We start from the raw sequence: 18,731 nt of genomic DNA on the forward strand, positions 1-18,731 counted from the left end.
CCCGCCCCTGGCGTCTCGTCAGCCGCTCAGTGGCGGAAGCCGAGCAGGCCGTGCAGCGCCGAGCCGTTCGACGGCGCCGACGCCGCCTTCGCCGACGCCGCCTTCGCCGCCGCGGGCTTCGGATCCGGCAGCGCCTCGCACACGGCGTCCGCCTCGCCGTACCCGCGCGGCACGGTGCCGTCCGTCAGATACGCCGCCAGGTGTTTGTCCAGGCAGGCGTTGCCGCTCAGGGTGATGCCGTGGTTGCCGCCGCCCTGTTCGACCACCAGGCTGGAACGGGCCAGCAGACGATGCACGGTGACACCGCCCTCGTAGGGCGTGGCCGCGTCGCCGGTCGCCTGGAACAGCAAGGCCGGCGGCAGCTTGCCGTTGGCCACGTTCACCGGGCGCAGCGAGTCCGTCGGCCAGAACGCGCACGGCGCGTTGTACCAGGCGTTGTTCCAGGTCATGAACGGCGCCTTCTCGTAGACCGCCCAGTTGTCCTCACGCCACCGCCGCCAGTCGCGCGGCCAGTCGGCGTCCCGGCACTGCACCGAGGTGTAGACGCTGTAGCCGTTGTCGCCGGAGGCGTCGACCGCGCCGAAGTCCTCGTACGCCTCGACCAGCGGCTCGGGGTCCTTGTCGTGCACGTACGCGGCGAACGCCTCCGCGAGGATCGGCCAGTAACCGTTGTAGTAGCCGCCCGGGATGAAGGTGTCCTCCAGCTCCGACGCGCCCACCGTGCCGCCGGCCGGCTTCTTCGCGAGGGCCGCGCGCATCGCGTACCAGGTGGCCTCGATCTTCTCCGGATCGGTGCCCAGCCCGTACGTGGTGTCGTACTCGGCGACCCAGGCCAGGAAGGCGCGGTGGCGGTCGTTGAAGGCCACGTCCTGGTTGAGGTTGGCCTCGTACCAGACGTCCGTCGGGTCGACGATCGAGTCCAGGACCAGGCGCCGCACCCGCTCGGGGAAGAACTTGGCGTACACGGCGCCCAGGTAGGTGCCGTACGAGTAGCCGAAGTAGTTGATCTTCTTCGCGCCCAGGGCCTGCCGGATCGCGTCCATGTCGCGGACGGCGTCGACGGTGTCGATGTACGGCAGGAGGTGCGCGTACTTCTTGCCGCAGGCGGCGGCGAAGGAAGCGGCGCGGGCGAGGTTGGCCTTCTCGATCGCGGGCGTCGTCGGCAGGGAGTTCGGGCGGACCGGGTCGAAGTGGCCCGGCCTGCAGTCCAGAGCGGGCTTGCTCGCTCCCACGCCGCGCGGGTCGAAGCCGATGACGTCGTAGCGGGCCGCGACCTTCGCGGGCAGCGAGCGCGCGACGAACCCGGCGAGCGTCAGGCCGCTGCCGCCGGGGCCGCCGGGGTTGACCAGCAGCGGGCCCTGGTAGGCCCGGGCGGTGTGCGGGACACGGGAGAGGGCGAGGGTGATCTTCTCCCCGTGCGGTCTGCGGTGGTCGAGTGGCACTTTCACCGACGCGCACTGCAGCGTCGGGTAGTCCTCGGTGGCGCAGCTCTTCCAGGTGAGCTTCGCGGTCCGGGTGGTGGTGTTCGCGGTGCTGGGTGCGCTCGCCTCGGCGGGAACGGCCGTGAAGGTCCCGGCCATGACGACGGCGGCGCCGCACAGCGCGGCTGCGCGTTTTCTCATGGAGTCCTCCCAGGACGGCGGGGTCGAGGACCGCGAGGGTCGCCGTCCTCGCCGCATCGTCCCGGAAACCGGTCCTGGAAGAACTCATTCGGTAAAGCTCATGACCCGATTGGATCTCAGATGCGCTCGAATGCTCGCCATGGGGCGCAGGTCTCGCCTGCTCCCGGAGGAGCTCGAATTCTCCTAGAGGAGCGAGAGTTGGGTCGGTCCCGTCACCGGCGGCTCCTCGGCCGCCTCGGCTGCCTCGGCCGGCCGGATCCGCCGAGGCGTCCCCGCGCGTGTGGGCCCGATGCCGTACTCCTCGGCCAGCTCGTGCACCTGACGGGTGATCCGCCGCTGGTACCACTTCGGGGCGTAGGAGCCCTCCGCGTACAACCGCTCGTAACGGGCCACCAGGTACGGGTGGTGCTGCTCCAGCCAGGCCATGAACCACTCGCGGGCGCCGGGCCGCAGATGCAGCACCAGCGGCGTCACGGACGTGGCGCCGGATGCCGCGATCGCCCGTACGGTGGCGCGGAGTTGGGCTGGCGTGTCGCTCAGGAACGGGATCACCGGCGCCATCAGCACCCCGCAGCCGATGCCGTGTTCGGCCAGGGTGCGCACGACCTCCAGGCGTCGCTCCGGCGCGGGCGTGCCGGGCTCGACGGTGCGCCAGAGCTCCTGCTCGGTGAAGCCGACCGACACGGAGATGCCGACGTCGGTCACCTGCGCCGCCTGTGTGATCAGGTCCAGGTCGCGCAGGATGAGCGTGCCCTTGGTCAGGATCGAGAAGGGGTTCGCGTGATCGCGCAGCGCCGCGATGATGCCCGGCATCAGCCGGTAGCGGCCCTCGGCGCGCTGGTAGCAGTCGACGTTGGTGCCCATCGCGATGTGCTCGCCCTGCCAGCGGCGCGAGCCGAGCTGCCGGCGCAGCAGCTCCGGCGCGTTGGTCTTGACGACGATCTGGCTGTCGAAGCCGAGGCCCGTGTCGAGGTCCAGATAGCTGTGCGTCTTGCGCGCGAAGCAGTAGACGCACGCGTGCGAGCAGCCCCGATAGGGGTTGACCGTCCACTGGAACGACATCCGTGAGACCGCCGGCACCCGGTTGATGATCGAGCGGGCCCGGACCTCGTGGAAGGTGATCCCGCGGAACTCCGGGGTGTCGAACGTGCGGGTCGTGACCGCGTCCGCGCCGAACAGCGCGGCATCGGCCCGGCTGTGTTCGGAGTCCGATGTGAGGTTCTCCCAGCGCATGACGCCTCCTCGGTAGCACTGACCACAGAATAGAACACACGTTCCCTTGATCGTGCGAGGGTGTTTTCCGAACGTGTTCGACCGGGTTGCGCCACCCCGATTTGGGGGGCCGGGCAGCGGGGTGGTTGGCTTGCCCCGACCCCCGAGCAACCAGTCCTGGAGGAAAGCGATGGCGCAGGTCGAGGCCACTACGGAGCGGATCGTCGCGGCGGACGCGGAGACGGTGTTCGACGCCCTCGCCGACTACAGCGGCACGCGCGCGAAGCTGCTGCCCGAGCAGTTCAGCGAGTACGAGGTCCGGGAGGGCGGTGACGGCGAGGGCACCCTCGTCCACTGGAAGCTCCAGGCCACCAGCAAGCGGGTGCGCGACTGCCTCCTGGAGGTGAGCGAGCCCACCGATGGCGAGCTGGTCGAGAAGGACCGCAACTCCTCCATGGTCACCACCTGGCGGGTCACCCCGGCCGGCGAGGGCAAGTCCCGGGTCGTCGTCACCACCACCTGGACCGGGGCCGGTGGCATCGGCGGCTTCTTCGAGAAGACCTTCGCGCCCAAGGGTCTCGGCCGGATCTACGACGCGATGCTCGCCAAGCTCGCCGCCGAGGTCGAGAAGTAGCCCACCTCAAAGCTCGGAGTCTCAGGGGCTGTTGCCCTCCTCACCGGTTCGAGTGATCTCCGTACGGCTCGCTCCTGTGCCGTAACTCGTCGCGCTTGCTCGTAGTTGTCGCTTTTACGCGGGAATTGTGCGGCAGCGCGACGAGGGGAGCGGTGAGTGGGCGGGATCACTCTGGCGCAGGACGAACCGGCGGTAGCGCCTCCCGACACCCCCGCACCCCCGCCCGATCCGGACACCGGACCGAGCCCGCGCCGGGTGCGGCTGGTCTTCTTCGCTCTCATGCTGGCCCTTCTCCTGGCCGCCCTGGAGCAGATGATCGTCGCCACCGCGCTGCCGAAGATCGTCGGTGAACTGCACGGCCTGGACCGGATGTCCTGGGCGATCACCGCCTACCTGCTCACCGCCACCGTCGGACTGCCGATCTACGGCAAGCTCGGCGATCTGCTGGGCCGCAAGGGCGTCTTCCAGTTCGCGATCGTCGTCTTCGTCGTCGGCTCCGCGCTCGCGGGCCGGGCTCAGACCATGGACCAGCTGATCGCTTTCCGCGCGCTGCAGGGCGTCGGCGCGGGCGGCCTCATGATCGGCGTCCAGGCGATCATCGCGGACATCGTGCCGCCCCGGCAGCGCGGCCGCTACATGGGCCTGATCGGCGCCGCCTTCGGCCTCGCCTCCGTGGCCGGACCACTGCTCGGCGGCTACTTCACGGACCATCTCTCCTGGCGCTGGTGCTTCTACGTCAACGTCCCCTTCGGCCTGGTCACCCTGGCCGTCGTCGCCGTCACGCTGAAACTCCCCAAGCCGGCCGCCCGGGGCCGGCTGGACGTCCTCGGCGCGCTGCTGCTGACCGCCGCCTCCACCTGCCTGGTCCTGCTGACCAGCGGGGGCGGCACCGAGTACGCCTGGGACTCGCGCATGATCCTCGGCCTCGCGGCCGGAGCGGCGGCGGCGACCGTCCTCTTTCTCGTCACCGAGCACTTCGCCGTCGAACCCCTCATCCCCCTCAGGCTGTTCAGGGACTCCGTCTTCAACGTCACCGGCCTGGTCGGCCTGGTGATCGGGGTGGGCCTGTTCGGCGCCGCCAGCTATCTGCCGACGTACCTGCAGATGGTCGACGGGGCCTCCGCCACCGAGTCGGGCCTGCTCATGCTGCCGATGATGGCCGGCATCGTCGGCGCCTCGATCATCGCCGGCCAGCTCATCAGCCACACCGGCCGCTACAAGGCCTACCCGATCCTCGGCGGCGCCCTCTCCGTCACCGGCATGTGGCTGCTGTCGCGCCTGGAGGTCGGCACGCCCCGGCTGCACTACAGCATCTGGATGGCCGTCCTGGGCGCCGGCATCGGCATGGTGATGCCGGTGCTGATCCTCGCCGTGCAGAACTCCGTACGCCCCGCCGACCTCGGCACCGCCACCAGCGCCAACAACTACTTCCGGCAGATCGGCGGCAGCGTCGGAGCCGCCGTCTTCGGCACCCTGTTCGCCGACCGGCTCGCCGACGCCCTCGCCGACCGGCTTCCCGCGCGGGCCGGGCTGCCGGACGCCGAGTCCCTCACCCCGCAGCTCGTGCACGCGCTGCCCCCGGCCCTGCGCGACGACTACATCCGGGCGTACGCCGACGCCATGCCGCGGATCTTCCTCTACCTGGTGCCGGTGCTCGTCCTCGGACTGGTCATCGCCCTCTTCCTCAAGGAGAAACCCCTGGTGTCCCACAACGCCTCCGTCACCGACCCGGGCACGACGCGGGTGAACACCCCGGTCCCGCAGGCCCGCGCCGCGCACGCCACGGGCGTGCCCGTGTGCGGCTCGGTGCAGCACCCCGACGGGACCGTCGTGCCCCGCGCGGCACTCACGCTCATCGACGTCACCGGGCAGCAGACCGGGCGCGGCGCGAGCGGCGAGGACGGGCGCTACGCGCTGGCCACCCCGGGCCCGGGCTCGTACGTGCTGATCGCCGCGGCCGGCGGCCACCAGCCGCAGGCGGTCACCGTGACCGTCGGCGAACGCCCCGTCGAGCTCGACATCGTCCTCGGCGGCGCCGGAAACCTGATCGGCACCGTGGTCACGGCCGACGGCACGCCCGTGCGGGACGCCACCGTCACGCTCACCAACGTGCACGGCGAGGTCGTGGCCACCACCCGCAGCGGCCGGGAGGGCGGATACGTCATCACCGAGCTCGTCGCCGGCGAGTACACCCTCGCCGCCAGCGCGCCCGCCTTCCGCCCGGCCGCGCTCCCCGTCACCGTCCAGGCCGCCCGCGAGACCCGCCGGGACATCGAACTGGCCGGCAGAGCCGTGCTGCGCGGCACCGTCCGGGCAGGCGGCGGCAGGCCCGTCGAGGACGCGCGCGTGACGCTGCTCGACGTGGCGGGCAACGTCGTCGACACCCTCACCACGGGCGCCGACGGCACGTTCCGCTTCGTCGACCTGTCCTCCGGCGAGTACACCGTCATCGCCGCGGGCTACCCGCCCGTGGCCACCGTGCTCCAGGTCGCCGGAGGAGGCCGTACCGAGCGGGATCTCCAGCTGGGCCACGGGGACTGAACGGGCACCGGCCGCAGGCTGAACGAACAGCGGCGCGCGGGGTCGTACGCCGGTGCGAACCCCGCGCGGGCAATTCCCGCGTTGCCTCACATCGCCACCGGCGGGAGCCGTACGGTGGAGACACCGGCACAGATCTTGCGTCCGTGGGGAGAGAGGGCCTGGCCATGGACCATGGCACCGACAGGGCTGGACAGGGCACGGTCAGCGAACCCGCCGAGCCCGGCCGCGTCCCCCTGGCCGTCGTCGTGGTCGACCGCGACGGCCTGGTGTCCCACTGGAGCCGCGGCGCACGGCGCCTGTTCGGCGTCCCCAAGGACGAGGCGATCGGCCGCACCGCCCTCGACCTGCTCCCCGTCTCCGGCGCCCTGCCCGACGGACGGGACACCAGCCCGTACGCCGCCGGTGACGGTATCGGCCCCGACCTCGAATCCTCCCTAGACGGCGGGCTCTCCTACCCGGCCGCGGGCCGCGCCCGGCTCACCGCCTCCGGGGACGGTCGCGTCGACGTCCTGTGGTGGGCCTACCCGCTGGTGGGCCCCGGGCCCGAGCGGCTGCTCGTGCTGGCCGCCGACGCCGACGGACTGCGCGCGGGCGACGGGGCGTTCGAGCGGATCGCGCCCGGCTTCGCGCTGCACACCGACTTCCCCGGAGCGGAGGACCTCGCCCGCCGGCTCCCCGAGATCCTGCCCAGCATGAGCGTCGGCGAAAGCGCCCGCATCGTCGCGCAGATCCTCGAACTCGGCTATCCCGTCCTGGAGTTCAGCCAGAACGACCGGGTGCCCGTGACCCCCGACTGGGGCGTGGCCCGGCGCGCCGAACGCAAGGCACGCCGCGAACGGGCCGCGCGGGCCCTGGCCGCCGGCGAACCCCTGCCGGCGGACCTGCGGGACGACGGCGAGGACCTCGAGTACGCCGCCGTCCGTGAGCGCCTGGAGTTCCTCAACGAGGTCAGCGGCCGCATCGGCACCTCCCTCGACCTGTCCCGCACGATCGTCGAGGTCAGCAGGGCCGTCGTGCCCCGCTTCACCGATGTCGCCGGGACGTACCTGCGGGAACAGGTCGTTGCCGGCGAGGGGTTCGAGGACGGCGTGCCCGACACCACCACGATGTGGCACCGGGTCGCCCTGGAGCACACCGACGAACCGGGCCGCTGGGACGACGTGGTCCCCGTCGGCGAGGCCATGCCGTTCCCGGCGCACACGCCGTTCTTCCAGTGCATGACCAGCGGCGAGCCCGTCCTCGTGCCGCGCATCAGTGAGGAGATGGGGCACGCCATCGCCGCGCAGTTCGACAAGCGCGACATCAGGCCCCTCATCACCGGACGCTCGATGCTGGTCGTGCCACTGAAGGCCCGCAACGTCGTCCTCGGCTTCATGATCCTGCTGCGGCACCCGGAGCGACCCGTCTTCAACGACATGGACCGCGTCACCGGCGCCGAACTCGCCGCCCGCGCGGGCCTCGTGCTCGACAACGCGCGTATGTACACCTTCCAGGAGAACGTCGCCGAGACACTCCAGGACAGCATGCTCCCGCACATCCCGCCCCGCATGACCGGCTGCGACATCGCCACCCGCTATCTGCCGGGCACCCTGCTCGGCCGGGTCGGCGGCGACTGGTTCGACGCGGTGAAGCTGCACGGCGGGCGCACGGCCCTCGTCGTCGGCGACGTCATGGGTCACGGCCTGAACTCGGCCGCGATGATGGGCCAGTTGCGGACGGCCGTGCAGACCATGGCCGGGCTCGACCTGCCGCCCGCCCAGCTGCTGCGCAACCTCGACGACCTCGCCCAGCGCCTCGGCGACAGCTACCTCGCGACCTGCCTCTACGCCGTCTACGACCCGATCGCGAGCGAACTCCACCTCGCCAACGCCGGGCACATCCCGCCCGTCCTGGTCCGCGCCGACGACGGTCGCAGCGAACTGCTGGACCTGCCCACGGGCGCGCCCATCGGCGTCGGGGGAGTGCCCTTCGAGGCGATCCGGGTGCGCGTCGAGCCCGGCGACCGGCTGGTGATGTGCACCGACGGACTGGTCGAGGTGCGCGGCGAGGACATCGGCGTGGGCCTGGCGACGCTCTGCGAGTCGGCCGCGCACCCGGCCGCGTCCATGGACGACGCCTGCGACACCATCATCCGCGCCCTGGCTGTGACGTTTGCCGAAGCGGGCCGCGGCGGCCGCAAGGACGACGTGGCGCTGCTGATGGCCCGCCTGGGCGGTATCGACCCGGGCGACGTGGCCGAATGGCGCCTCGCCCTCGACCCGTCCGAGGTGAGCCGGGCCCGCGCGGTGGTGCGCGAGCAACTGCACGACTGGGGCCTGGCGAAACTCGTCGCGCCCGCCGAGCTGATGGCCGGCGAACTCGTCACCAACGCCGTACGGCACTCGCACGCCCGGCCCGTCGCACTGCGCCTGGTCCGTGGGGACACCCTGCTGTGCGAGGTGGAGGACGACGACCACGAGCTGCCGACCCTGCTCAGCGCGGGCCCGCTCGACGAGGCGGGACGCGGTCTGCGCGTCGTCAGCACGCTGTCCCGCGAGTGGGGGACCAGCGGGACCAAGAGCGGCAAGACGGTGTGGTTCGAGCTGACACTGCCGCGCCGCTGAACACCCCGGCGTCGAACGGGGCGTGAAGGTACGTGCCGCGTTCTTGTGGCCGGGGCCGGGGCGCGATACACCGTACTCGCCCGCCACATGGCGGGATTCGTTCGCACCCTGGGGAGTGGGCCATGAGCGTGACGAGTCGGTACCGGGAGGCGTGGGAGGCGTTCTGGCGGGAGGCGTCCGCCGAACCGGGGGCGGTGTTCTGGGACGCGGAACCGGTCCTGACCGTCGGCCCGCATCTCGCCCTGTTCGAGCCGTACCTGGTCGATCCCGCACTGCCGATGGTGGACCTCGGCTGCGGCAACGGCACCCAGACCCGCTATCTCGCCGATCGTTTCCCGCGGGTCCTGGGCGTCGACCTGTCCGCCGCGGCCCTCGACCACGCCCGGCGCTCCGACCCGGCGGGGCAGGCCGCCTACCGGCAGCTGGACGCCGCCGGGAAGGACGAGGCCCAGGCCCTGCACGCGGAGCTCGGCGACACCAACGTCTATGTGCGGGGCGTCCTGCACCAGTGCGAGCCGGACGACCGGCAGTCCCTCGTCGACGGGATCGCCACGCTGGTCGGCGACCGGGGCCGGGCCTGCCTGGTGGAGCTCTCGGGCGCCGCGAAGCAGGTCCTGGCGGGTCTGGCGGGCGACCCGGACGGCCCGCCGCCCAAGCTCGCACCGGTCTTCCGGCACGGCCTCACTCCGGGCGAGGTCTCGGACGAGGCCGTGCCCGAGTATCTGCGCTCGGCCGGTCTCACCGTCCTGGCGAGCGGCCGGCTGCCGCTGAGGACCACGGAGTACCGCCCGGACGGCACACGCATCGAGCTGCCCGCCACCTGGCTGGTGGCGGGGCGCAGGGCCTGAGGCGAGCGGGCGGAGGGGCGGGGCCGGGGCGTGGTCTGGTGAACCAGGGATTTGTCGGTGTACGGTCACTCTGCCCCGTCCCGTGCACCTGCCTCGCCCTCGCGGAGGACAGCCATGCCGATGCCCTGGTTACGGATGCTGGTCGCGTCAGCGGTCTCGACGGTGCTGGTCGGCACGACCGCCGTCACGACCGTCGCCGCACCGGAACCCCGCGCGGTACGGGACGGCGTGCACACCGCGGGGCGGGTCAAGGACGCCGGTGACGTGCTGCAGTACAGCTGGCCCGGCGTCTACTTCGAGGGCCGGATCCGGGGCACCGGCGTGGGCGTCGTGCTCGACGATCCGGCCGCCGACTACGACGTCCAGGTCGACGGGGCCACCGTCGCGACCCTCGTCACGCCGGGGAAGACCACCCACTGGGTCAGAGGTCTGCGCGACGGCGTGCACACCGTCCGGCTCGTCAAACGCAACGACACCCCGTGGAGCACCAGCTCCTTCGGCGGCTTCGTCGCCGCACCCGGCGGTGCCGTCCTGGCCCGGCCCGCCGCCCGCAGCCGCCAGATCGAGTTCATCGGCGACTCCCTCACGGCCGGCTACGGCAACCTCTCCACCTCCCGGGACTGCGACGGCGAGCAGCTCAAACGCACCACGAACGCCGACGTGAGCTACGGCGCCCTCACCGCCCGGGGGCTGGGCGCCGATTACCAGCTCAACGCGTATTCGGGCCAGGGCATGGTCCGCAACTACAACGGCGGCTCGCCGGAGGTGAACTACCGCACCTTCTACGACCGCGCGCTGCTGAACGTGCCCGGCGACGTCTGGCACAACCCCGGCACCTGGCGGCCGCAGCTCGTGGTGGTTTACCTCGGCACGAATGACTTCTCCACCCCGGTCAACCCGGGCGAGCCCTGGACGGGCGAGAGCCTCGCGGCCGCCTACCGCAGCGCCTACAGCGGTTTCCTCGCGAAGCTGCGGCAGCGCTACGGGACGGCGACCACCCTCCTGGCCGTCGGCACGGGCCCGTTCGCCGGCCATGTCGAGCGCGTCGTCCGGGAACGCACCGACGCGGGCGACCGCCGGGTCCGCTCCTGGTCCCTCGACACCACCGGCCTCGACTACACGGGCTGCCACTGGCACTACTCGGCCCATGACCACCGCCTCCTCGCCGACCGCCTCACCGCGTTCCTCGCCGACCTGCCGATCCGTTGGTGACCACCTCGTAGCCCGTTCCGCCCGCAGCGCGTAACGTGACGAACCATGAAGATCTCCGCCCTGGACGGCTCGTCATGAGGATCCTCATCAGCGCCGACATGGAGGGCGCCACCGGCGTCACCTGGCCCGACGACGTGGTGCCGGGCGCCTCTCAGTGGGAGCGCTGCCGCTCGCTGTTCACCTCCGACGTCAACGCCGCCGTCCTCGGCTTCCACGACGGCGGCGCCGACGAGGTGATCATCAATGAGGCGCACTCCACCATGCGCAACCTGCTGCTGGAGCAGCTCGACGACCGCGCCCAGATGCTCACCGGCCGGCACAAGGCGCTGTCCATGGTGGAGGGGGTGCAGCACGGAGACGTCGACGGCATCGCGTTCGTCGGCTACCACGCGGGCGCCGGCATGGAGGGCGTCCTCGCGCACACCTATCTCGCCAACTCGATCACGGGCGTGTGGCTGAACGACGTGAGGGCGAGCGAGGGGCTGCTCAACGCGCATGTCGTCGCCGAGTACGGCGTGCCGGTCGTGCTGGTCACCGGGGACGACGTCGCCTGCGAGGACGCGCTCGGGTACGCGCCCGAGGCGCTGAAGGTCGCGGTGAAGGACCACGTGTCGCGCTACGCGGCCGTGTGCCGCACGCCCGGTCGCACCGCGGCCGACATCCGGGCGGCGGCCAAGGAGGCCGCCGCACTGGCGGTGCGGCACGAACCCGTCCGCGGCGGCCCGTTCACCGTGGCCGTCGAGTTCGACGCGGAACACCTGGCGATGACCGCCACCGTCGTCCCGGGTGTGGAACGGATCGGGGAGCGGAAGGTGGCGTACACGAGCGGGACCATGTACGAGGGCATCCGCGCCTTCAAGGCGGTCACCACGATCGTCTCGGCCGCGGTGGAGGAGCAGTATGGCTGAGCAGGTGGACCAACCCGCGCTGGACGAGGTCGTGACGTACACGTCCGACCTCATCCGCATCGACACCACCAACCGGGGCGGGGGCGACTGCCGGGAGCGGCCCGCCGCCGAGTACGCCGCCGCGCGGCTCGCCGACGCCGGGATCGAACCGACCCTGCTGGAGCGCACCAAGGGGCGGACCAACGTCGTCGCCCGGATCGAGGGCACCGCCCCCTCGGCCGGCGCCCTGCTGCTCCACGGCCATCTGGACGTCGTGCCCGCGGCGGCCGGCGACTGGAGCGTGCACCCGTTCTCCGGGGAGATCCGCGACGGGGTCGTCTGGGGGCGCGGCGCCGTCGACATGAAGAACATGGACGCGATGATCCTGGCCGTCGTGCGCGGCTGGGCACGGCAGGGCGTCCGGCCCCGCCGGGACATCGTCATCGCGTTCACGGCCGACGAGGAGGCCAGCGCCGAGGACGGCTCCGGGTTCCTCGCCGACCGGCACCCCGGCCTGTTCGAGGGCTGCACCGAAGGCATCAGCGAGTCGGGCGCCTTCACCTTCCACGACGGCAACGGGCGGCAGATCTACCCGATCGCGGCCGGGGAACGCGGCACCGCCTGGCTGAAGCTCACCGCCCGCGGACGCGCCGGACACGGCTCCAAGGTCAACCGGGACAACGCCGTGACCCGCCTCGCGGGCGCGGTCGCGCGGATCGGCGCACACGAGTGGCCCCTGCGGCTGACCCCGACCGTACGCTCCGCCCTCACCGAACTCGCCGCGCTCTACGGCATCGAGAGCGACCTCACCGACGTGGACGCGCTGATGGAGAAGCTCGGGCCGGCCGCGAAGCTCGTCGAGCCGACCCTGCGCAACAGCACCAACCCGACCATGCTGGACGCCGGTTACAAGGTCAACGTCATTCCGGGCGAGGCCGTGGCGCACGTGGACGGCCGGTACATGCCCGGCGGCGAGGAGGAGTTCCGCAGCACCCTCGACCGGCTCACCGGGCCGGACGTGGACTGGGAGTTCCACCACCGCGAGGTCGCCCTGGAGTCGCCGGTGGACTCGGCGACCTTCGCGGGCATGCGAGCCGCCCTCGAGGAGTTCGCGCCCGAGGGGCACGTGGTGCCGTTCTGCATGTCCGGCGGCACCGACGCCAAGCAGTTCTCCCGCCTCGGCATCACCGGCTACGGCTTCACCCCGCTGAAGCTGCCGGACGGCTACGACTACGCGGCCATGTTCCACGGGGTCGACGAACGGGTACCGGTCGAGGCGCTGCACTTCGGTGTCCGCGTACTCGACCGGTTCCTGCGGACGGCCTAGGAGAGTGGGGGAGACGGTGCGGACGCTGGCCTACGGGGCGTGGCCCTCGCCCATCGACGCGGCCCTGGCCGCCGCGCACGACGGGCACCCGGAGTACGTGGGCTTCGTCGGCGACGAGGTGTGGTGGACCGAGCCGCGCCCCGCCGAGGGCGGCCGGCGCACCCTGGTGCGGCGGCACGCCGACGGCCGGGAGGAGTCGCTGCTGCCCGCGCCGTGGAACGTGCGCAGCCGGGTCATCGAGTACGGCGGGCACCCGTGGGCCGCCGTCGCGGGGGACACCGGTCCGCTGGTGGTGTTCGTGAACTTCGCCGACCAGCGGCTGTACCGCTGTGCGCCGGGCGGCGAACCCCGACCGCTCACCCCCGTGTCCTCCGTCGGCGCCGGCCTGCGCTGGGCCGAGCCGCTGGCGCTGCCCGAGCGGGGCGAAGTGTGGTGCGTGCTGGAGGAGTTCACCGGTGACGGACCCACCGACGTGCGCCGTGTCCTGGCCGCCGTCCCGCTGGACGGATCCGCCGCCGAGGACCGGGACGCCGTACGGGAACTCACCGACGGGCGGCACCGGTTCGTGACCGGACCGAAGCTCTCGCCCGACGGACGGCGGGCCGCCTGGCTCGCCTGGGACCACCCTCGCATGCCGTGGGACGGCACGGAACTGCTCCTCGCCGACCTCACCCCCGACGGCACCCTGCGCGACGCCCGGACCGTGGCCGGCGGGCCCGGCGAGGCCATCGCCCAGGTCGACTGGACCCACGACGGCCGCCTGCTGCACGCGAGCGACCGCACCGGCTGGTGGAACCTCTACCTCGACGGGGAGCCGGTGTGCCCGCGCGAGGAGGAGTTCGGCGGGGCCCTGTGGAAGCTGGGTTCGCGATGGTTCACACCGCTGCCGAGCGGTCTGATCGCCGTCGTGCACGGCCGGGGCGCCACCGCCCTCGGCGTACTCGACCCCGAGACGGGCGAGGTCGTCGACGCGGCCGGACCGTGGACCGAGTTCGCCCCCACCCTCGCCGCCCACGGCGAGCGGAGCGAGAGGGGGGTCCCCCCGCCCGAAGGGTGGGGGAGGGTCGTCGCCGTCGGCGCCAGCCCGCGCAGCGCCTACGAGGTCGTCGAGCTGGACGCCCGCACCGGCCGGGCCCGTGTGGTCGGCGCCGAGCACGACGACGCCGTCGATCCCGCGTACTACCCCGAGCCGCAGATCCGCACCTTCACCGGCCCCGACGGGCGCGACATCCACGCCCACATCTACCCGCCGCACCACCCCGGCTGCGTCGCGCCCGGCGACGAGCTGCCGCCCTACGTCGTCTGGGCGCACGGCGGGCCCACCGGCCGCGCGCCGCTCGTGCTCGATCTGGAGATCGCCTACTTCACCTCGCGCGGCATCGGCGTCGCCGAAGTGAACTACGGCGGCTCCACGGGGTACGGCCGCCCCTATCGCGAGCGGCTGCGTGAGCAGTGGGGCGTGGTCGACGTCGAGGACTGCGCCGCCGTCGCCCTGGCCCTCGCCGACGAGGGCACCGCCGACCGCGGCCGGCTCGCCGTCCGGGGCGGCAGCGCGGGCGGCTGGACCGCCGCCGCCTCGCTCACCACCACCGACGTCTACGCCTGCGGCACCATCAAGTACCCGATCCTGGACCTGGCCGGCTGGGGCACGGGGGAGACCCACGACTTCGAGTCGCGGTACCTGGAGGGCCTGATCGGGCCGCTCGCCGAGGTGCCCGCCCGGTACGCGGAACGCTCGCCCGCCGCCCACGCCGACCGCCTCACCGTGCCGTTCCTGCTGCTCCAGGGCCTGGACGACGTGATCTGCCCGCCCGTCCAGTGCGAGCGGTTCCTGGCCCGGCTGGAGGGCCGGAAGGTGCCGCACGCGTATCTCGCCTTCGAAGGAGAGGGACACGGGTTCCGCAGGGCGGAGACCATGGTGCGCGCACTGGAGGCCGAACTCTCCCTCTATGCCCAGGTGTTCCGCCTGGACCCGCCCGGCATCCCCACTCTGGAGCTCAGCAAGTGAACCAGCTCGTCCGACCGCCCCGGCTCGCCCCCGGCGCCCGCGTCGCCGTCGTCGCGCCCAGCGGGCCGGTGCCCGAGGAGCGGCTCCAGGCCGGGCTCGACATCCTGCGCGGCTGGGACCTCGACCCCGTGGTGACACCGCATGTGCTGGGCAGACACCGGGAGTTGGACTACCTCGCCGGCACGGACGAGCAGCGCGCCGCCGACCTTCAGAGCGCCTGGTGCGATCCGTCCGTCGCCGCCGTGCTGTGCGCCCGGGGCGGCTACGGGGCGCAGCGCATGGTCGACCTGCTCGACTGGTCGGCGATGCGTGCGGCGGGCCCGAAGGTGTTCGCCGGGTTCAGCGACGTCACCGTCCTGCACCAGGCCTTCGCCACCCGCCTGGGCCTGGTCACCCTGTACGGACCCGCGGCCGCCGGCGTCGACTTCCTCAAGAACGCCCGCGCCCAGGAACACCTGCGGGCCACCCTCTTCGAGCCGGAGTCCGTGCGGACCGTCACGGCCGTGCCCCCGGGTGGCACCGCGCTGGTCCCCGGCCGCGCCCGGGGCGTCACCCTGGGCGGCTGCCTCAGCCTGCTCGCGAGCGACCTCGGCACCCCGCACGCCCACCCCGGGGCGCGGGGCGGGCTGTTGCTGGTGGAGGACATCGGCGAGAGCCCGTACCGCCTGGACCGGTATCTCACCCAACTCCTGCGTACCGGTTGGCTCGACGGGGTCGCCGGGATCGTCCTCGGGTCCTGGGCGGGGTGCGGCCCGTACGAGGAGCTGCGTACGGTCCTCGCCGACCGGCTCGGCGGCCTGGGCGTCCCGGTCGTGGAGGAGTTCGGGTTCGGGCACGGCGAGGGCGCGTTGACCATGCCCCTCGGGGTCGGGGCCGAACTGGACGCCGAGGCAGGCACGTTGGCGCTGGACGAACCGGCCCTGAGCTGAGCGGTCCGCTCCTGAAATCTTGTCAAGAAACCCTCGTTTCGGTGATTGACGGCTCCTGACACGTGTCACACCATGACAACCGGCCGGTACCTACTGGTCGGTATTCGGGTTGTCCTCACTGTGGAGGTCCGTGTGTCCCGACGCGTGCCCAGAACCCGCGCACTCCTCGCTCTCGCTCTGGGCGCCGCCCTGGCCGTGCCCCTCACCCTCACCCCACCCGCGACCGCCGCCGACGCCTACACCGTCACGCCGCTGAAGTTCACCGTGCGGGCGGGCGGCCGCACCTGCACGGTCGACGCCGATCTGTACCGTCCCGCCGGCGTGGACCGCGACCGTCCGGCGCCCGCCGTGCTCGGCACGAACGGCTTCGGCGGCAGCAAGGCGGACGGCTCGACGGACACCATCGGGAAGGCCTTCGCCCAGCGCGGCTACGTCTCGCTCGTCTACTCCGGGCTCGGGTTCGGCCGCAGCGGCTGCCTCGTCTCCCTCGACGACCCGGACATCGACGGCGCCGCCGCCTCCCGGCTGGTCGACTTCCTGGGCGGCACCCGCGCCGCCGACGACGGCACCACCGCCGACTTCGTCACCCGTGACGCCCCGGGCGACCCGCGCGTCGGCATGATCGGCGGCTCCTACGGCGGCGCCGTCCAGCTCGCCACCGCCGCGGTCGACCACCGCCTCGACGCGCTTGTCCCGATGATCACCTGGAACGACCTGGCGTACTCACTCGACCCCAACAACGCCGTCGGCAGCGGCGGTGTCCCGGGCGTCTTCAAATGGCAGTGGACGAACGGCTTCTACCTCATCGGCGAGGGCCAGCCGCTGCTCGAGCCGAGCCTCGACCCGTCCCGCATCAACTCCCTGGCCTGCCTGCACTTCGTCACCGAGGCCTGCCGGACCGTCCACACCCTCAACTCCGGGAGCTACCCCGCCGACCGGACCACCGAGCTGCTGGCCTACGCGCACCGCGTCTCCCCGGTGTCGTACCTCCACCGCGTCCGCACGCCCACCCTGCTGGTCCAGGGGCAGGCCGACACCCTGTTCAACCTCAACGAGGCCACGGCGACGTACCGGACGCTCAAGGCCCAGGGCACGCCCGTCAAGATGATCTGGCAGTCCTGGGGCCACAGCGGCGGCCTCACCGGCCCTGCCACCGGTGAACTCGACCTGTCCCAGGGCAACCTGGAGACCAGCTACGTCGGCCGGCGCGTCCTCGCCTGGTTCGACCGCCATCTGCGCAAGCAGAGCCATGCCGACACCGGACCGGCCTTCGCCTACTACCGCGACTGGATCGCCGACCCCGACCGCACCTACGCCACCGCGAGCCGCCTCCCCGCCATCGGCCGCACGCTGTACCTCTCCGGTGACGGGAGCCTCGTCGACCACCGGAGTGAGGTGACCCGCGGCAGCCGCCGGTACACCAACTGGCTGACCCCCACGAGCCATTCGGAGAGCTCCCTCTCCGGACTCATCGGCCTGCCGGACACACCGCCGCGCGACACCAAGGGCACCTACCTGGACTGGACGAGCGCGCCGCTCAAGCAGCCACTCGACGTCGTCGGCGCACCCCGGGCCACGCTCAAGGTCCTCTCCCCGAAGGCCGAGCGCACCCAGAACTCCGCCGACGCGGCCGACAAGCTCGTCCTGTTCGCCAAGCTCTACGACGTCGCCCCCGACGGCACCCGCACCCTGGTGCGTCGCCTGGTCGCGCCGGTGCGCGTACCGGATGTCACCAAGAGCTTCACCGTCACCCTGCCCGGCATCGTGCACCGGTACGAGACCGGGCACCGGCTGCGGTTCGTGATCGCCGCCAGTGACGACGCGTACTTCGGCAACCGGGGGATCAAGCCGGTGACCGTGGTCAGCGGGCCGCGTGACACCGGAGTGCTGCGGCTGCCGGTCGCCGGCTCCTGACGCCCCGACTGGGGACTCACCGGCAGCACGGTTAGTGTGGCGGGGTGCCGCACCACGCATCCCGCCACCTCGCCGAAGGCCCCCGGGTGGGCATACGCCACTTCACCCACGAGGACGGTGCCGAGTTCACCGCCCGCGCCCGTGAGAGCGAGGACCTGCACCAGCCGTGGCTCTTCCCGCCCACCACGGCGCAGGCCTTCACCGCCTACGCGGGCCGGCTGATCGAGGACCCGTCCAAGGCCGGCTTCCTGGTGTGCGAGAAGAGCGACGGGGCCATCGGCGGGTTCATCAACATCAACAACATCGTCGAGGGCGGCTTCCAGTCCGGCGCCCTGGGCTACGGGGCCTTCGCGCACGCCGCCGGGCGGGGGCTGATGCGCGAAGGGCTGGACCTCGTCGTGGGTTACGCGTTCGGCCCGATGCGGCTGCACCGGCTGGAGATCAACGTCCAGCCGGGGAACGCCGCGTCGATCGCCCTGGCCCGCCGCTGCGGGTTCCGCCTGGAGGGCTTCTCGCCGAAGATGCTCTTCGTCGACGGGGCCTGGCGCGACCACGAACGCTGGGCGATCACCACCGAGATGATCACCCCGCCGGGGCGGCACTGAGCCCCGGCGGCGACGCCTACGCCTGGCGGTCCACGTACTCGTAGATCGAGCCGTCCGGATGCAGGGCGATCAGGTTCCGGCCCGCGGGTGAGGCGATCGGACCCGCCACGATGTGGGCCCCCAGGTCGGTCAGCACCTTGTGGGTCTCCTCGACGTCCGCCACGGCGATCGTCGCGGCGACCTTGCGCAACACCTCGAGTTCGGCCGGGGGACCGCTCATCAACAGGAAGCAGCCGATCGCCGCCACCTGGACACCTCCCCGCTCGAAGCGCTGGGCTCTGCCGCCCGCCAGCCGCTCGTAGAAGGGGATCGCGGTCTCGAGGTCGTCGACGCAGACGCGCAGTGTGGCACCCAGAATCTCCATGCCACCGAGCCTAGTTACGCGCCCG

14 protein-coding genes are annotated in these 18,731 nt (G+C 72.2%); 11 read left to right on the forward strand and 3 right to left on the reverse strand.

Translation table 11 applies throughout. The features are described from left to right. Positions 1–26 precede the first annotated feature (26 nt). Entirely contained in the window at positions 27–1,622 is a 1,596-nt protein-coding gene (locus tag QOL88_RS32480; protein ID WP_097221812.1) for an alpha/beta hydrolase, read from the reverse strand. 183 nt (positions 1,623–1,805) lie between these two features. Continuing rightward, the gene (locus tag QOL88_RS32485) at positions 1,806–2,855 is read right to left on the reverse strand and encodes an Rv2578c family radical SAM protein (protein WP_097221813.1); all 1,050 of its coding nucleotides are present in this window, start codon (positions 2,853–2,855) and stop codon (positions 1,806–1,808) included. 169 nt (positions 2,856–3,024) lie between these two features. Between QOL88_RS32485 and QOL88_RS32490 the strand changes: the two genes are divergently transcribed. From QOL88_RS32490 to QOL88_RS32540, 11 genes are all read left to right on the forward strand, one after another. After that, on the forward strand, positions 3,025–3,468 hold the full coding sequence (locus QOL88_RS32490; protein ID WP_097221814.1) for an SRPBCC family protein: 444 nt from the start codon (positions 3,025–3,027) through the stop codon (positions 3,466–3,468). Positions 3,469–3,624: 156 nt separating this feature from the next. After that, positions 3,625–6,009 (forward strand): MFS transporter, encoded by a 2,385-nt coding sequence (locus tag QOL88_RS32495; protein WP_097221815.1) that lies wholly within the window; start codon positions 3,625–3,627, stop codon positions 6,007–6,009. 164 nt (positions 6,010–6,173) lie between these two features. Next, the gene (locus tag QOL88_RS32500; protein WP_097221816.1) at positions 6,174–8,612 is read left to right on the forward strand and encodes an ATP-binding SpoIIE family protein phosphatase; all 2,439 of its coding nucleotides are present in this window, start codon (positions 6,174–6,176) and stop codon (positions 8,610–8,612) included. 122 nt (positions 8,613–8,734) lie between these two features. Further along, on the forward strand, positions 8,735–9,460 hold the full coding sequence (locus QOL88_RS32505) for a class I SAM-dependent methyltransferase (protein WP_097221817.1): 726 nt from the start codon (positions 8,735–8,737) through the stop codon (positions 9,458–9,460). Between the two features lie 120 nt (positions 9,461–9,580). Then, positions 9,581–10,672 carry an SGNH/GDSL hydrolase family protein gene (locus QOL88_RS32510; protein WP_257027957.1) on the forward strand — a complete coding sequence of 364 codons (1,092 nt, stop codon included), beginning with the start codon at positions 9,581–9,583 and terminating at the stop codon, positions 10,670–10,672. A gap of 74 nt (positions 10,673–10,746) precedes the next feature. Continuing rightward, complete coding sequence (locus QOL88_RS32515) at positions 10,747–11,580, forward strand: M55 family metallopeptidase (protein WP_097221819.1); 834 nt, start codon at positions 10,747–10,749, stop codon at positions 11,578–11,580. Next, a complete protein-coding gene (locus tag QOL88_RS32520; RefSeq protein ID WP_097221820.1) occupies positions 11,573–12,886 on the forward strand; it encodes a M20/M25/M40 family metallo-hydrolase in 1,314 nt (437 codons plus the stop codon). The genes QOL88_RS32515 and QOL88_RS32520 overlap by 8 nt, the downstream gene beginning before the upstream one ends. Positions 12,887–12,890: 4 nt before the next feature. Next, complete coding sequence (locus QOL88_RS32525) at positions 12,891–14,894, forward strand: S9 family peptidase (protein ID WP_097221821.1); 2,004 nt, start codon at positions 12,891–12,893, stop codon at positions 14,892–14,894. Then, complete coding sequence (locus QOL88_RS32530; protein ID WP_097221822.1) at positions 14,891–15,823, forward strand: S66 peptidase family protein; 933 nt, start codon at positions 14,891–14,893, stop codon at positions 15,821–15,823. The genes QOL88_RS32525 and QOL88_RS32530 overlap by 4 nt, the downstream gene beginning before the upstream one ends. A 120-nt stretch (positions 15,824–15,943) precedes the next feature. Further along, positions 15,944–17,737, forward strand: coding sequence for a CocE/NonD family hydrolase (locus QOL88_RS32535; RefSeq protein ID WP_373559324.1), 1,794 nt, complete (start codon positions 15,944–15,946; stop codon positions 17,735–17,737). 44 nt (positions 17,738–17,781) lie between these two features. Then, positions 17,782–18,342 carry a GNAT family N-acetyltransferase gene (locus QOL88_RS32540; protein WP_097221824.1) on the forward strand — a complete coding sequence of 187 codons (561 nt, stop codon included), beginning with the start codon at positions 17,782–17,784 and terminating at the stop codon, positions 18,340–18,342. Between the two features lie 16 nt (positions 18,343–18,358). Here QOL88_RS32540 and QOL88_RS32545 read toward each other — a convergent pair whose 3' ends face one another. Further along, the gene (locus QOL88_RS32545) at positions 18,359–18,706 is read right to left on the reverse strand and encodes a VOC family protein (RefSeq protein WP_097221825.1); all 348 of its coding nucleotides are present in this window, start codon (positions 18,704–18,706) and stop codon (positions 18,359–18,361) included. Positions 18,707–18,731 lie beyond the last annotated feature (25 nt).

The organism is Streptomyces sp. Ag82_O1-12, assembly GCF_900182715.1.
Taxonomy (GTDB): domain Bacteria; phylum Actinomycetota; class Actinomycetes; order Streptomycetales; family Streptomycetaceae; genus Streptomyces; species Streptomyces massasporeus.